Source organism: Streptomyces sp. Rer75 (assembly GCF_013414305.1).
GTDB lineage: Bacteria > Actinomycetota > Actinomycetes > Streptomycetales > Streptomycetaceae > Streptomyces > Streptomyces himastatinicus.
This window is the reverse complement of sequence record NZ_CP058693.1, coordinates 6,816,030-6,832,395: the sequence shown is the minus strand read 5'-3', so window position 1 is coordinate 6,832,395 and position 16,366 is coordinate 6,816,030. Positions and strand designations below refer to the sequence as shown.

General features: G+C 70.6%; 10 protein-coding genes. 7 read left to right on the top strand and 3 right to left on the bottom strand.

The window, feature by feature from the left end; genetic code table 11:
* Positions 1 to 110 precede the first annotated feature (110 nt).
* Complete coding sequence (locus HYQ63_RS29485; RefSeq protein ID WP_179936881.1) at positions 111 to 1,778, top strand: M4 family metallopeptidase; 1,668 nt, start codon at positions 111 to 113, stop codon at positions 1,776 to 1,778.
* 96 nt (positions 1,779 to 1,874) lie between these two features.
* Here the strand turns inward: HYQ63_RS29485 and HYQ63_RS29480 are convergent, their stop codons facing one another.
* From HYQ63_RS29480 to glgP, 3 genes are all read right to left on the bottom strand, one after another.
* On the bottom strand, positions 1,875 to 2,411 hold the full coding sequence (locus HYQ63_RS29480; protein WP_179936880.1) for a suppressor of fused domain protein: 537 nt from the start codon (positions 2,409 to 2,411) through the stop codon (positions 1,875 to 1,877).
* A 94-nt stretch (positions 2,412 to 2,505) separates the two neighbouring features.
* Complete coding sequence (locus HYQ63_RS29475; protein ID WP_179936879.1) at positions 2,506 to 4,059, bottom strand: phosphate ABC transporter substrate-binding protein; 1,554 nt, start codon at positions 4,057 to 4,059, stop codon at positions 2,506 to 2,508.
* Between the two features lie 147 nt (positions 4,060 to 4,206).
* Positions 4,207 to 6,912 carry an alpha-glucan family phosphorylase gene (gene glgP / locus HYQ63_RS29470; protein ID WP_179936878.1) on the bottom strand — a complete coding sequence of 902 codons (2,706 nt, stop codon included), beginning with the start codon at positions 6,910 to 6,912 and terminating at the stop codon, positions 4,207 to 4,209.
* 140 nt (positions 6,913 to 7,052) lie between these two features.
* Between glgP and HYQ63_RS29465 the strand changes: the two genes are divergently transcribed.
* The 6 genes from HYQ63_RS29465 to treS all read left to right on the top strand — a co-directional run bounded on the left by HYQ63_RS29465 (position 7,053) and on the right by treS (position 16,288).
* Entirely contained in the window at positions 7,053 to 9,005 is a 1,953-nt protein-coding gene (locus HYQ63_RS29465) for a rhamnogalacturonan lyase (protein WP_179936877.1), read from the top strand.
* 66 nt (positions 9,006 to 9,071) lie between these two features.
* Positions 9,072 to 9,866, top strand: coding sequence for a pectate lyase (locus HYQ63_RS29460; RefSeq protein WP_179936876.1), 795 nt, complete (start codon positions 9,072 to 9,074; stop codon positions 9,864 to 9,866).
* A 177-nt stretch (positions 9,867 to 10,043) separates the two neighbouring features.
* Entirely contained in the window at positions 10,044 to 10,856 is an 813-nt protein-coding gene (locus HYQ63_RS29455) for a pectate lyase (RefSeq protein WP_179936875.1), read from the top strand.
* Between the two features lie 174 nt (positions 10,857 to 11,030).
* Positions 11,031 to 12,227: a S8 family peptidase gene (locus HYQ63_RS29450; RefSeq protein WP_179936874.1), complete on the top strand. Its 1,197-nt coding sequence runs from the start codon at positions 11,031 to 11,033 to the stop codon at positions 12,225 to 12,227.
* 330 nt (positions 12,228 to 12,557) lie between these two features.
* On the top strand, positions 12,558 to 14,552 hold the full coding sequence (locus HYQ63_RS29445; RefSeq protein ID WP_179936873.1) for an alpha-1,4-glucan--maltose-1-phosphate maltosyltransferase: 1,995 nt from the start codon (positions 12,558 to 12,560) through the stop codon (positions 14,550 to 14,552).
* Positions 14,549 to 16,288, top strand: coding sequence for a maltose alpha-D-glucosyltransferase (gene treS, locus HYQ63_RS29440; protein WP_179936872.1), 1,740 nt, complete (start codon positions 14,549 to 14,551; stop codon positions 16,286 to 16,288). The genes HYQ63_RS29445 and treS overlap by 4 nt, the downstream gene beginning before the upstream one ends.
* Positions 16,289 to 16,366: the final 78 nt, after the last annotated feature.

The window sequence follows — 16,366 nt, the reverse complement described above, 5'->3', positions numbered from 1 at the left end:
GTGCCCGGGGTTTGTCCCCGGGCACCGGTATGTTTTCTTCACAGCAAAGACACATCTTTGCCAGGTTGACCGATACGTCGGCCAACCTCCCATGACAACAGGAGATACGCGTGGATTCACGCTCGACGTCTGCCATATCCGGCATATCCCGTCACAGACGCTCGCGTACCGCCCTCGCCGCCGGAGCGGCCACCCTGGCCGCCTCCCTGCTCGCCGCCGGTGCCACCGCCGGCCCCGCGGGCGCGGCCACTCCGAAGTCCGGCTCCACCGGCGCCCAGGCCGTCAGCCTCTCCCCCTCCGCGCGGGCCGAGCTGCTGCGCGAGGCCGGGTCGACCACCGTCTCCGCCGCCAAGTCCCTCGGGCTCGGCGCCAAGGAGAAGCTGATCGTCCGTGATGTCGTCAAGGACGCCGACGGCTCCACCCACACCCGCTACGAGCGCACCTACGACGGACTGCCGGTCCTCGGCGGCGACCTGGTCGTCCACCAGACGCCGAGCGGCGCCAAGGACGGCGTCACCAAGGCGACCGACGCCGACATCAAGGTCGCCGACACCCGCGCCTCCCTCGCCGCCACCGGCGCCCAGCGGACCGCCCTGGCCGCCGCGAAGGCCGCCGACGTCTCCGGCGCCGCCACCGAGCGCGCCCCGCGCAAGGTGATCTGGGCCGCCACCGGCAAGCCCGTCCTCGCGTACGAGACCGTCATCGGCGGCGTCCAGAAGGACGGCACGCCGAACCGGCTGCACGTCATCACGGACGCCGACACCGGCACGAAGCTGTACGAGTACCAGGCCATCGAGAACGGCACCGGCACCGGCCAGCACAACGGCAAGGTCACCGTCGGGTCGGTCAAGAGCGGCAGCCAGTGGCTGCTGAAGGACACCGCGCGCGGTGGCCACCAGACGTACAACCTCAAGCACAAGGAGAGCGGCAAGGGGTCGGCGTTCTACGACGCCAACAACGTGTGGGGCAACGGCAAGCCCACCATCGCCCAGACCGCCGCCGTCGACGCCCACTACGGCGCCGCCATGACCTGGGACTACTACAAGAAGGTCCTCGGCCGTAACGGCATCAAGAACAACGGCAAGGCGGCCTACTCCCGCGTCCACTACGGCAAGGCGTTCGTCAACGCCTTCTGGGACGACGACTGCTTCTGCATGACCTACGGCGACGGCGAGGGCGACAAGAAGCCGCTCACCTCGCTCGACGTCGCGGGCCACGAGATGAGCCACGGCCTCACCTCGGCCACCGCCAACCTCGAGTACAGCGGCGAGTCGGGCGGCCTCAACGAGGCCACCTCCGACATCTTCGGCACCGCCGTCGAGTTCTACGCCAAGAACGCCAAGGACCCGGGCGACTACCTCATCGGCGAGAAGATCGACATCAACGGCGACGGCACCCCGCTGCGCTACATGGACAAGCCCAGCAAGGACGGCCTGTCCTACGACTACTGGAAGAGCGGCGTCGGCGAGGACGACCCGCACTTCACCTCGGGCATCGCCAACCACTTCTTCTACCTGCTGGCCGAGGGCAGTGGCCGCAAGGTGATCGGTGGCGTCACGTACAACAGCCCGACCAAGGACGGCCGGGTCGTCAAGGGCATCGGCCGCGCCAAGGCCGAGAAGATCTGGTACAAGGCCCTGACCACGTACATGACCTCGACCACCAACTACGCCAAGGCCCGCACCGCGACGCTCAACGCCGCGAAGAAGCTGTACGGCGCGAACAGCACCGAGTACAAGGCGGTCAACAACGCCTGGGGCGGCGTCAACGTGAAGTAACGCCCTGAGATGGCCTCCGGCCGGGCGGGCCCCGTGACCCGCCCGGCCGGAACCCGCCCGGCCCGTCCGTCCGGCCCGGCCCGTCCGTCCCGGACGTCAGACGGCGGACGGGCGGGTGACGTCCAGCAGGTTGGGGCGCTTCGCCCAGAAGCGCTCGAACAGCTCGTCGGCGTCCTCCGCCTCGACCAGGGCGGCCTCGGGCGCCGTCACCGGCATCAGCGTGATGATCTGCACCGCGGGCTCCCCCGACGCGTCGAGGAACAGGTCGAAGTCGCTTCCGAAGTACGGGCTCGGATGCGCGAGCACGCCGTGCATCTCCGTGCCCTCCAGGACCGGCCGGTCGTTCACGACGACCGCCCCGTACTCCAGTCCGCGCCCCTGCTCCAGCAGCACACCGGCCATGCTGTCGACGAAGTAGCGGGCGATGTCCCGCTGCCCCTCCCACAGACTGCACACCAGTTCCTGCGGGCGCGTCGAAGTGAGGGACTGGAAGCGCAGCCCATTGGTGATCACCGTGCTGATCCCGGGATCCGGCAGGTGGAACTCGACCAGGTCGTAGTGACCCGATTCGATGTGCCGGATCTCCCCGAGGTGCTGTTCGAGGTGGCCCAGGAACCCGTCGTCCGCTGTCATCCCTCTTCGCTTTCGTCGCACGTGTTGCGTGTCGATGTGCAGGACGATACGGCGCGACCGTGCGGTTGCACGACCTTCTGCACGTGCATTTAACTCAGCGGGTCCCGGCGGCCAGCTGGCACGCCCCCTGGTTCTCCGGCACGGAGCACGGCAGATGGCCGTGTTTCTCGATGACGTTCCGTCCGGTGTCCCCCGCCAGATAGTCGAGGAACTTCGAGGTCAGGGAGTTCGCGGGCGGCCGTGTGTAGGTGTACGCGTACTCGGGCTCCCAGAAGGGGTACGTCCGCGTCCGCACCGCCTCGATGGAGGGCGCCCGCCCGTCCAGCCGCGGCAGCCGGACATCGCCCCCGGTGGCGCTCCCCTCGGCGGAACGCAGTTCGGCGTAGCCGATCGCGCCCGGCGTCCGGGCCACCGTCTTCAACACCTCCTGGGTGCTGTCGAGTTCGCAGCGAACGACCGTGTCCTTGGCGAATTTCGGGGTCCGGCAGTTGTCGGAGGTCCGCGAGATCTCGTTGCCGCCCAGCACCCGGCCCTCGAACACCCCGCGCGTCCCCGACTTCGCGTCCCGGCTCACCAGCCTCACCGGCAGATCGGGGCCGCCGGGCAGCTGCCTCCAGTTGGTGATCCGGCCCGCGTAGAGCCCGCGCAGATCGTCGAGCGACAGATCCGGCAGCCGGACGTCCTTGTTCACCACGATGGTGAAGACGGACAGCGCCACCAGATGCTCCTTGAGCTTCGGGTCCCCCTCCCCGTCCGGGCCGTCGGAGAAGGCGACGTACGAAGGGAACGCGCCCTTCGCCGCCTCCCCCGCCTCGCGCAGCGTGCCGGTACCGCGCCCGCTGCCCTCGGCCCGCACCTCGATGCGGGCACCACGGCAGTCGCTCCCGTACGCCCCGCCCAGATCCCGCGCCACCGGGCTGAACGCGGTCGAGCCGACGATCGTCAGCGTCCCCTCGGCGCATCCGCGCGGCAACGGATCGTCCTGCCACAGCCGCGTGCCGAACGGCTGGAGGATCAGCAGGGCCAGCAGGCTCCCGATGAGCCCCAGCACCCGGTTGCTGGGCCGCCGGAACTTCTCGTTGTTCCGGATCCTGCCTTCCTTGATGCGCCCGCCCACATGCGGCGGCTTGTCGGTCCCGTCCCCCGTCAGCAGCACCAGCAGCTTGAAGTGGTCCCCCTTGTTCAGCGGCACCCGCGGCAGGGAGATCTCATGGCCCGCACAGATCAGCCCGGGCCGCTCGTCGGTGCCGTTCTGCGGCAGATGGCGCAGCAGATCGGGATGGCTGGGCTCGGTCACCGCCACGTCCCGGACGGTCCGGTTCGGAAAGGTCGCGGTGAGCCCGCGGGGCTCCGTCGACGGCGCAGTGATGTAGTCGTCCACGTCGATGCTGCGGAAGCCGTCGTTCTCGATGCGCAGCAGCACCAGTGAGGCCCCGGCCAGATCCGGGGTGTTCTCCAGCATCCGCAGCCGCTGGTGCATCTGCCCGTCCTCGGCGCTGTCGTCTATCAGCGTGTCCATCTGCACGCGGTACCCGATGCGCTTCCGCCCCGGGATCAGCCGCTCGTACGACAGTCCTCCGAGCGTGACGACGACACCGAGGAGCGCCAGCAAGTTCTCCGGAGCCAGCAGTCGTTCCAGCCACCCCATGCCTTTTCCCCCGTCAGACGCATGTGTTGGGGGGCGAATGTACGAGCCCACAACGGACATCGGGCGGCCGTGGCCAAAACATCCCGCACTGTTCGCCGTCCGTTCAGCGACCACCGCGTGACGTGTTGTCCTGACGCCGGGCGAGGCTCAGCGCATCAGCACTCCCGCCGCCTCGGAGGTGGATTCCGACGGGAGGGCGGTGAGGCCGAGTTCGGCCGGGGAGGCCAGGAGGGGGTGGGTGGGGAGGATGCGGACGGTGTAGCCGAAGGGGCCCGTGCGGTCGAGGGCGAGGGGGCCTTCGTAGAGGTGGCGGCCCTGGTCGTCGGGGCCCGCGGTGGGCTTGAGGGGGATGTGGGTGGTGTCCGTGAGCTGGTCGGCCTCGTCGACGCGGCCCGCGACGGCCTGGACCTCGACGTCGGCGGGGTCGAGGCCGCCGAGGCGGACCTCGACGCGGAGGGAGAGGGCGGAGCCGAGTTCGGCGGCGCCGCCGGGGGCGGGTGGGGTGATCCGGGTCTCCACGTGGTCGACGGCCACCTGCGGCCAGGCCGCGCGGACCTGGGTCTTCCAGGCGGACAGTTCACGGGATGTGGCGGGGTCGAGCGCACGGTGGGCGCGGGCGGCCGGGGCGTAGAGCCGCTCGACGTACTCCCGCACCATGCGTCCCGCGAGCACCTTGGGGGCGAGGGTGGTGAGGGTCTGGCGCACCATGTCGATCCAGTGGCCGGGGAGCCCGTCGGGGCCGCGGTCGTAGAACTGCGGTGCGACCCGGTTCTCCAGCAGCTCGTAGAGGGCTGCCGCCTCCAGGTCGTCGCGGCGGTCGTCGTCCACGGCGGAGCCGTCGGCGGTGGGGATGGCCCAGCCGAAGTCGGGCTCGTACCACTCGTCCCACCAGCCGTCGAGGACGGAGAGGTTGAGGCAGCCGTTGAGGGCGGCCTTCATGCCGCTGGTGCCGCACGCCTCCAGCGGGCGCAGCGGGTTGTTGAGCCAGACGTCGCAGCCGGGGTAGAGCTTCTGGGCCATGCCCATGCCGTAGTCGGGCAGGAAGACGAGGCGGTGCCGCACCCCGGCGTCGTCGGCGAACCGGACGAGTTCCTGGACGAGGCGCTTGCCGCCGTCGTCGGCCGGGTGCGCCTTGCCCGCGACGACGATCTGGACGGGCCGCTCGGGGTGCAGCAGCAGCTCGGTGAGCCGGTCCGGGTCGCGCAGCATGAGGGTGAGCCGCTTGTACGAGGGGACGCGGCGGGCGAAGCCGATGGTGAGGACGTCGGGGTCGAGGACGGAGTCGATCCAGCCCAGTTCGGCGGTGCCCGCGCCGCGCTGCCGCCAGGACGCGTACAGCCGCTGCCGCACCTCGGCGACGAGCTGCTTGCGCAGGGTGCGGCGCAGTTCCCACAGTTCACCGGCGGGGAGGTGGCCGAACTGGCGGGCGCCGAGCCGGGTGACCTCGGGGGCGCGCCAGGTGGGCGCGTGGACGCCGTTGGTGACGGAGGTGATGGGCACCTCGTCGGCGTCGAAGCCGGGCCAGAGCCCTGCGAACATCTCGCGGCTGACCTGGCCGTGGAGGGTCGAGACCCCGTTGGCGCGCTGGGCCAGCCGCAGCCCCATGACGGCCATGTTGAAGACGCCGGGGTCGCCGCCGGGGTAGGTTTCCCGGCCGAGTGCGAGGATGCGCTCGACGCCGATGCCGGGCAGTTCGCCGTCGTCCCCGAAGTGGCGGGCCACCAGCTCGCGGTCGAACCGGTCGATCCCGGCGGGGACCGGGGTGTGGGTGGTGAAGACGGTCCCGGCCCGCACCGTCTCGTGGGCGGCGTCGAAGTCCGCCCCGGCCGTGTCCATGAGTTCGCGGATCCGCTCCAGGCCGAGGAACCCGGCGTGTCCCTCGTTGGTGTGGAACACCTCGGGCGCGGTGTGCCCGGTGATACGGCAGTACGCCCGCACCGCGCGCACGCCGCCGATGCCGAGCAGCATCTCCTGGAGCAGCCGGTGTTCGCTGCCGCCGCCGTAGAGCCGGTCGGTGACGTCGCGCTCGCCGGGGCCGTTGCCCTCGACGTCCGAGTCGAGGAGCAGCAACGGCACCCGGCCGACCTGGGCCTGCCAGATCTGGGCGTGCAGCGGACGGCCGCCGGGGAGGGCGAGGGTGACCCTGGCCGGGCGGCCCATGCCCGCGCCGGGCTCGTGCTCGTGCAGCAGGGTGAGCGGCAGCTCGTTGGGGTCGAGGACGGGGTACTGCTCCTGCTGCCAGCCCTCGCGGGAGAGCGACTGCCGGAAGTAGCCGTGGCGGTAGAGCAGCCCGACGCCGATGAGGGGGACGCCGAGGTCGCTGGCGGCCTTGAGGTGGTCACCGGCGAGGATGCCGAGTCCGCCGGAGTACTGGGGCAGGGCGGCGGTGATGCCGAACTCCGGTGAGAAGTAGGCGATGGCGGCGGGGAGTCCTGGGGGCCCTTCGGGTCCCGCGCCCCCGCCCGTACGGTCCGGGACCGCGTCGTCCGACGGGACCGCACCGTCCGAACGGGCCGCATCCTCGGACCGGTCCGTCCGGTCCGGCGCGGCGGCCGTGCGGCCCTGGTACCAGCGGGGGCCGGTCAGATAGTCGTCCAGATCCTCGGCAGCCGCCCCGAGCCGCCGCAGAAACCCGCGGTCCGCGGCGAGTTCCGCCAGCCGGGCGACGGGCACGGCGCTCAGCAGCCGCACCGGGTCGTCTCGGCACGCCCGCCAGCGCTCGGGGTCCACGGCCTCGAACAGCTCGCGGGTCTCGGGATGCCACGACCAGCGCAGATTGCGCGCCAGCCGGTGGAGCGGTCGTAGGGGTTCCGGGAGCACGGGACGCACGCTGAAGCGACGGATGGCCTTCACGCCTTCGACGGTAGCGGCCGACGCGCCCCCGTTTCGGCTGTTTCGCCCGAGCCTCGCGAAGTTCGGTCGGGAGGCGGCAACCTTTCCGGCCAGGGCGACCACTAGGGGGCGTTCACTTCCCCCCATGCCTTGGAGGCCCCGTGCGTATCCGGGACAGATCGCAGCCCCCACCCGGTCACCCGCCCAGACACGCCGCGCGCGAGCGGCTCGGCCGCCCCCGGACGCTGGTCGCGGCGCTCGCGGTGGGCGCGCTGGCCGTCACCGGCCTGGCGAGCATCTCGGGAGCGGCCGAGACGGAGCCGGAGGCCGAAGGGGCGACGGCGGCGAAGGGCGCGACCACCAAGGCGAAGGCCGCGGCCGCCCAGCTGGAGAAGCTGGACCGGGGCCTGGTCAGCGTCCGCTCGGGCAACGACAACCTGGTCAGCTGGCGCTGGCTCGCCACCGACCCGGCCAATGTCGCCTTCAACGTCTACCGCGGCTCCACCAAGGTCAACGCGTCCCCGATCACGGGCTCGACGAACTACCTGGACAAGGGCGCGGCGGCCTCGGACACGTACACGGTGCGCGCGGTGGTGAACGGCACCGAGCAGTCCGCCTCGTCCGCCGCCCTCCAGTTCCGCTCGGGCTACCTCGATGTCCCGATCTCGCCCCCGGCCGCCGGTTCCGATTACACGTACGAGGCCAACGACGCCTCGGTCGGCGACCTGGACGGCGACGGCGACCTCGACCTCGTCCTCAAGTGGCAGCCGACGAACGCGAAGGACAACTCGCAGTCCGGCGTCACCGGCAACACGATCGTGGACGGATACACCCTCGAGGGCAAGCGGCTGTGGCGCATCGACCTGGGCCGCAACATCCGCTCCGGCGCGCACTACACCCAGTTCCAGGTGTACGACTACGACGGCGACGGCAAGGCCGAGGTCGCGATGAAGACCGCGGACGGCACGGTCGACGGCGCGGGCAAGACGATCGGCAGCGCGTCCGCCGACCACCGCAACTCCGGCGGCTACGTCCTGAGCGGCCCCGAGTTCCTGACGATGTTCAGCGGCAGCACCGGCGCCGCGCTGGACACCGTGGACTACGTCCCGGCGCGCGGCACGGTCTCCTCGTGGGGCGATTCGTACGGCAACCGGGTGGACCGCTTCCTGGCCGGGACGGCGTACCTGAACGGCTCCACGCCGTCCCTGATCTCGGCGCGCGGCTACTACACCCGCACCGTCATCGCCGCCTGGGACTTCAAGGGCGGCAAGCTGACCCGCAAGTGGACGTTCGACACGAACAGCTCCACCAACAGCGGCAAGGGCTACGACGGGCAGGGCAACCACGCGCTGACCATCGGCGACGTGGACGGCGACAGCAAGGACGAGATCGTCTACGGCTCGATGGCCGTGGACGACAACGGCTCCGGGCTGTGGACGACGAAGAACGGCCACGGCGACGCCGCCCACCTCGGCGACCTCGACCCGTCCCGGGCGGGCCTGGAGTACTTCAAGGTGGACGAGGACTCGTCCAAGCCGTCCTCGTACCTCGCCGACGCCAAGACCGGCCAGGTGCTCTGGACGACCGCGGTCAACGGCGACAACGGGCGCGGCGTGGCCGGTGACATCTGGGCGGGCAACGACGGCGCCGAGATGTGGTCCGCGAAGGACGACCAGATCCGCTCGGCCTCCGGCGCCACCAAGGGCCGCAAGCCGTCGTCCATGAACTTCCTGTCCTGGTGGGACGGCGACCCGGTGCGCGAGCTGCTGGACGGTACGCGCATCGACAAGTACGGGACGTCGGGCGAGACCCGGCAGCTCACCGCCTCCGGGGTGCACTCCAACAACGGCACCAAGGCCAACCCGTCGCTGGCGGGCGACGTCCTCGGCGACTGGCGCGAGGAGGTGATCTGGCCGACCAGCGACAACAAGGCGCTGCGGATCTACTCCACGCCCCACGAGACCGACCGGCGGATCACCACGCTGCTGCACGACCGGCAGTACCGCGAGGCGCTGGCCTGGCAGAACACCGGCTACAACCAGCCGCCGCACCCCAGCTTCTTCATCGGCAACAAGATGGCGACCCCTCCGCGGCCGACCATCACCACCCCCTGATCCCCCCTGACCCCCTGAGCACTTTCCCCCTTCACCATCACCCCCTTCCGCACAAGGAGCTGTGACATGGCTGAATTACGCATGAGACGGCGGGCGATCGGCGGCGCCCTCGGCGCCATCGCCCTCACCGCGGGTGCGATCACCACCGGGCTGTCCCTGTCGGCCGCGTCGGCCGCCACCTGGCCCACGCCCAGCGGCACCCCGCAGGCGGTCACCAAGACGATCCCCGTCAGCGGGACCACCGACGGCGGCATGAAGCGCTACTACGGCGACGGCGACCTCGGCAGCGACAACCAGGGCGAGGACCAGGGCCCGCTGTTCGAGCTGGCCGACGGCGCCACCCTCAAGAACGTCATCCTCGGTGCCCCGGCCGCCGACGGCGTGCACTGCAAGGGCAGCTGCACGCTCCAGAACGTCTGGTGGGAGGACGTCGGCGAGGACGCCGCCACCTTCCGCGGCACCGGCGAGACGTACAACGTCATCGGGGGCGGCGCCCGCAAGGCCGAGGACAAGATCTTCCAGTTCAACGGCGGCGGCACGCTCAACATCTCCAACTTCGCCGGACAGGACTTCTCGACCTTCGTCCGCTCCTGCGGCAACTGCTCCAGCCAGTACAAGCGCACGATCAACGTGACCAACACCGAGATCACCGCGCCGGGCAAGGTCATCGGCGGGATCAACACCAACTACGGCGACTCGCTGACCCTGCGCAAGATCACGATCGTCGGGGACAGCAGCAAGAAGATCGTCCCGTGTCAGAAGTACATCGGGAACAACACCGGCAAGGAGCCGACCAAGAACGGCAGCAACGCCGACGGCACGTACTGCAAGTACAGCAGCTCCGACCTCACCTACAAGTAGGCATCGCCCGCACGTGAGGCGTAGGTGAGGGTCCGCCGCCCGGTCCGTGATTCTTTGCGGGCCGGGCGGTGATTTTTTGCGGTGATTTTTTTCTGAGCCGGGCGGCAACGTCTTCCGGCGCGGCGGCGACTTCAGGGCGTACATGATCCCCCCACTCCCCCCACGGAATGGATACACATGGCACGGCAGCACCACAGACCGCGTCCCACCCGCAAGCGCGCCCTGATCGGCGGCCTCGGCGCCGCCGCCCTCACCATCGGCGCGATCACGGCCGGAACGATGCTCTCCTCGGCCTCGGCGTCCGCCGAGTGGCCCACCCCGGGCGATGACAAGCCGGTCAGCTCGACCCAGAAGGTCTCCGGCGTCGTCGACGGCAAGATGCAGCGCTTCATCGGCGAGGGCGAACTCGGCGACGGCGGCCAGGACGAGGGCCAGCCCGCGATGTTCGAACTGGCCGACGGCGCCACGCTGAAGAACGTCGTCATCGGCTCCCCCGCCGCCGACGGCATCCACTGCGAGGGCAGCTGCACGCTCCAGAACGTCTGGTGGGAGGACGTCGGCGAGGACGCCGCGACCTTCCTGGGCGGCGCCAACGCCAAATACACCATCGAGGGCGGCGGCGCGCGCAAGGCCGATGACAAGGTCTTCCAGCACAACGGCGGCGGCACCCTCACCATCCGCGACTTCGCCGTGCAGGACTTCGGCAAGCTCTACCGCTCCTGCGGCAACTGCTCCGAGCAGCAGAAGCGCGCGGTGGTGGTGGACGGCGTGGAGGTGACCGCTCCGGGCACATCGCTCGTCGGCGTCAACGAGAACTTCGGGGACACCGCGAAGCTCAGCAACATCACGATCATCGGGGACAGCGGCAAGAAGATCGACCCCTGCGTCCGCTTCAAGGGCAACGACACCGGTGCGGAGCCCGAGGAGACCGGCTCCGGCCCGGACGGCAAGACCTGCATCTACAAGGAGTCCGACATCTCCTACAAGTAGGCGTCGGAACGGGTCCACCGCGCGCCGTGCCCGCCCCTCACCGGGGACGGGCGCGGCGCGTCCCCATGGGGCGGAACAGCGCCGGTTCCGCCCCCCGATGCGCACTTGTCGGGGTCCCCGCCCCACGAGACCCTGGCGCCCTCGCGTACGGGGAGGGCCGGGGAGGGAACGTCCATGGCGCACAGGAGAAGCAGAGGCCGCCTCGGCACGGCCGGGGCGCTGGCCGCCGCCGCGGTGGTGCTGGCGGGCGGGGCGCTGCCCGCACAGGCCGCGGGCGCGGCGGGGCAGCACACGTACATCGTGACGCTGCAACGGGGGGCATCGGCGGAATCCGGGCAGGGCAGGGGCATCGTCGAGCGGTACGGGGCGATGGTGCGCCGTACGTACAGCAGGGCGCTGAACGGCTTCGCCGTACGGGCGGACGAGACACAGGCGAGACGGCTCGCGGCAGACCCGGGCGTCGCCTCGGTGACGCGGGACGCCGAGGTGTCCCTGCGCGGCAGCACCGCCGCCACCGCGACCCAGCCGTATCCGCCGTCGTGGGGCCTGGACCGCATCGACCAGCCCGCCGGGGCGGCGCTGGACGGGGCGTACACGGCACCGGCCGGCGGCGGGCGCGGGACGACGATCTACGTCATCGACTCCGGTGTGCGCACCGGTCACCGGGACTTCGGCGGCCGGGCCCGCTCCGGCTGGGACTTCGTGGACGACGACCCGGTGGCGCAGGACGGCAACGGCCACGGCACGCATGTGGCCGCGACCGCCGCGGGCACGCAGTACGGGGTGGCGAAGCGGGCGGACGTGGTCGCCGTACGGGTGCTGGACGACCGCGGGGAGGGCACCAGCGCCGAGGTGCTGGCCGGTCTGGACTGGGTGCTGCGGCACGCCCGGAAGCCGTCGGTGGTCAATCTGAGCCTGGGGTCGGCGATCGCGGGGCCGGTCCCGGAGTGGGACGCCGCGATACGGGCCGGGGTGCGCGCCGGTCTCACCTTCACGGTCGCGGCGGGCAACGCGGGCCGGTCCGCGGGCTCGTTCTCGCCGGGCCGGGTGCCCCAGGCGATCACGGTGGGCGCGACGGACCGGGCCGACCGCCGCGCGCCGTTCTCCAACTGGGGCCCGGCGGTTGACCTGTTCGCGCCCGGCGACCGGATCGTGTCGGCGTCCCCCACGAGCGATACGGCGGCGGCGACGCTGTCGGGCACGTCGATGGCGGCGCCCCATGTCGCGGGCGCGGCGGCGCTCTACCTCGCCGCCCACCGCTCGGCGACCCCGGCCCGGGTGAGCGCGGCGCTCGCGGCCGAGGCGGCCAAGGGCGCGGTACGGAACGCGGGCCGCGGTTCGCCGAACCGGCTGCTGCGCGCGGGCGACTGACGGAGCATCTGGTGAACGGAGCATCTGACACAACCCGAGATTGCGTTCATATCATCGGCCCCGCACGGATACGCGCGGGGCCGAGCCATGCACCCCGCGTTACGAACCGGTAGTTAACGGGAACCCGGATTGTCTCCCGGTGTCCGGTGGGAAGGCTTCCCGAACGCGCCCCCCATGGCCGACCCCATCCGCCCACCAGAGTGAACGCGGACAGGAGCTGTCATGCCCGCAACCCATCGCCCGGCGGTAAAGCCTATACAAAGGACAAAGGCCGCCGCCGACCATCAAGCGCCCTCCGCACATCAGCCCGCAACGCCGTCAGGTGATCCTATGATCGGTCGTATTCCCCTTTTGGATATCCGTCCGCTGATCGACTGCGGCCGCCGCCCCGCCAAGGCGGTGGTGGGCGAGACCTTCGAGGTCAGTGCCACCGTGTTCCGGGAGGGCCACGACGCGGTCAGCGCCAACGTCGTCCTCCGCGACCCGGCCGGACGGTCGGGGCCGTGGACCCCCTTGCGCGAACTCGCCCCCGGCACCGACCGCTGGGGCGCCGAGGTCACCCCCACCGCGCCCGGCCGCTGGTCGTACACGGTCGAGGCGTGGAGCGACCCCGTCGCCACCTGGCGCCATCACGCCCGGATCAAGGTCCCGGCCGGGATCGACACCGACCTGGTGCTGGAGGAAGGCGCCCGGCTGCACGAGAGAGCCGCGGCCGGAGTGCCCAAGAACGACGGCCGGGAGGCGGTGCTCGGCGCCGTCGACGGGCTGCGCGACGAGCGCCGCCAGGTCGCCGACCGGCTCGCCGCGGCCCTCGCCCCCGACGTCACCGCCGCCCTCGACCGCCATCCGCTGCGCGAACTGGTCACCGCCTCGCGCCCGATGCCGCTCCAGGTCGAGCGGGAGCGCGCACTGTTCGGCTCCTGGTACGAGCTGTTCCCGCGCTCCGAGGGCGCCAAGGTGATCGAGGGGCGCCGCCCGGTCAGCGGCACGCTGCGCACCGCCGCCGAGCGGCTGCCCGCGGTCGCCGCCGCCGGGTTCGACGTCGTCTATCTGCCGCCCGTCCACCCCATCGGCACCGCCTTCCGCAAGGGCCCCAACAACACGCTCTCCGCGGGCCCCTTCGACGTCGGCTCCCCCTGGGCGATCGGCTCCCCGGACGGCGGCCACGACGCGATCCACCCCGACCTCGGCACCCTGGACGACTTCGACCACTTCGTCGCCCGGGCGCACGAGCTGCGCATGGAGGTGGCGCTCGACTTCGCGCTCCAGTGCTCGCCCGACCACCCCTGGGTCACCGAGCACCCCGAGTGGTTCCACCGGCGCGCGGACGGGACGATCGCGTACGCCGAGAACCCGCCCAAGAAGTACCAGGACATCTACCCCATCGCCTTCGACGCCGACTTCCCCGGCCTCGTCCGCGAGACCGAGCGGCTGCTGCGGTTCTGGATGTCCCACGGCGTGCGGATCTTCCGGGTCGACAACCCGCACACCAAGCCCGTGGCCTTCTGGGAGAAGGTGATCGGGGACATCAACCGCACCGACCCCGACGTCATCTTCCTCGCCGAGGCGTTCACCCGGCCCGCGATGATGAACACGCTCGGCATGATCGGCTTCCAGCAGTCGTATACGTACTTCACCTGGCGCAACGGCAAGCAGGAGCTGACCGACTACCTCACCGAGCTGTCCGGGGACGCGGCCGCCTGGATGCGGCCCAACTTCTTCGTCAACACCCCCGACATCCTGCACGCCTACCTTCAGGACGGCGGCCGCCCGGCCTTCGCGGTACGGGCCGTCCTCGCCGCCACCCTCTCCCCCACCTGGGGTGTCTACGCGGGCTACGAGCTGTGCGAGAACACCCCGCTGCGCGCCGGCAGCGAGGAGTACCTGGACTCGGAGAAGTACCAGCTGCGCCCCCGCGACTGGGCGGACGCGGAGCGTACGGGAACGACGCTCACCCCGCTCATCACCCGGCTCAACCGGCTGCGCCGGCGGCACCCCGCCCTGCGCCGGCTGCGCAACCTGCGATTCCACCACGCGGACAACGACTCCGTCATCGCCTACTCCAAGCGCACGGGCGACTCGTGCGTGCTCACCGTCGTCAACCTGGACCCCCACCACACCCAGGAGGCGACGGTCTCGTTGAACATGCCGGAACTCGGCCTCGACTGGCACGAGTCCGTCCCGGTGCGCGACGAGCTCACCGGCGAGACCTATCACTGGGGCAGGGACAACTACGTACGCCTGGAGCCTGGGCGTGACATGGCTCCCGCGCACGTGCTCTCCCTGCGACCGTCCTCACCGATCGGAGGGTCACCCACAACATGATCGTCAACGAGCCCGTACCGGACAAGTTCGAAGACACCCCCGCCAAGGACCGTGACCCCGACTGGTTCAAACGCGCCGTCTTCTACGAGGTCCTGGTGCGCTCCTTCCAGGACAGCAACGGCGACGGCGTCGGAGACCTCAAGGGACTCACGGCCAAACTGGACTACCTCCAGTGGCTCGGCGTCGACTGCCTCTGGCTGCCGCCCTTCTTCGCCTCCCCGCTGCGCGACGGCGGCTACGACGTCTCGGACTACACGGCCGTGCTACCGGAGTTCGGGGATCTCGCCGACTTCGTCGAGTTCGTGGACGCCGCGCACCAGCGCGGCATGCGCGTCATCATCGACTTTGTCATGAACCACACCAGCGATCAGCATCCGTGGTTCCAGGAGTCCCGCACCGATCCGGACGGACCGTACGGCGACTACTACGTCTGGGCCGACGACGACAAGCAGTACCAGGACGCCCGCATCATCTTCGTCGACACCGAGACGTCCAACTGGACCTTTGATCCGGTACGCAAGCAGTACTACTGGCACCGCTTCTTCTCGCACCAGCCGGACCTCAACTTCGAGAACCCGGCCGTCCAGGAAGAAGTACTGGCCGCCCTGCGCTTCTGGCTAGACCTCGGCATCGACGGATTCCGGCTCGACGCCGTGCCGTATCTGTACGCGGAGGAGGGCACCAACTGCGAGAACCTCCCCCGCACCCACCAGCTCCTCAAGCGCGTCCGCGCCGAGATCGACGCCCACTACCCCGACACCGTGCTGCTGGCCGAGGCCAACCAGTGGCCGGAAGACGTCGTCGACTACTTCGGCGACTACGAGGCGGGCGGCGACGAATGCCACATGGCCTTCCACTTCCCCGTCATGCCGCGCATCTTCATGGCGGTGCGCCGCGAATCGCGCTACCCCGTCTCGGAGATCCTCTCCAAGACCCCCGCGATTCCGTCCGGCTGCCAGTGGGGCATCTTCCTGCGCAACCACGACGAGCTGACCCTGGAAATGGTCACCGACGAAGAGCGCGACTACATGTACGCGGAGTACGCCAAGGATCCGCGCATGCGCGCCAACATCGGCATCCGGCGCCGACTCGCCCCGCTGCTGGACAACGACCGCAACCAGATCGAGCTGTTCACCGCGCTGCTGCTGTCGCTGCCCGGGTCGCCGATTTTGTATTACGGCGACGAGATCGGCATGGGCGACAACATCTGGCTCGGCGACCGCGACGCCGTGCGCACCCCCATGCAGTGGACCCCCGACCGCAACGCGGGCTTCTCCTCCTGCGATCCGGGGCGGCTCTTCCTGCCCACGATCATGGACCCGGTGTACGGCTATCAGGTCACCAATGTCGAGGCCGCCATGAGCAATTCCTCGTCGCTGCTCCACTGGACCCGGCGGATGATCGAGATCCGCAAGCAGAACCCGGCCTTCGGGCTCGGCTCCTTCACCGAGCTGCCCTCCTCCAACCCCGCCGTCCTCGCCTTCCTCCGCGAGGCCCCGCGGACCCGGGACGGGGAGGACGACCTGGTGCTGTGCGTGCACAACTTCTCGCGCTTCGCCCAGCCCACGGAGCTGGACCTCCAGTCCTTCGCGGGCCGCCACCCGGTCGAGCTGATCGGCGGCGTCCGCTTCCCCGCCATCGGCGAACTCCCCTACCTGCTCACCCTGGCGGGCCACGGCTTCTACTGGTTCCGCCTGCGCCGCGCCGACCCCACCCCCACCCGCCCGCCACTCTGACCCCGGCCTCTCCGGGGGTCCGGGGGAGTTGTCCCCCACCCCGCCCCTCCCCGACCCCGGTGGCTCCACCCCCGGCCC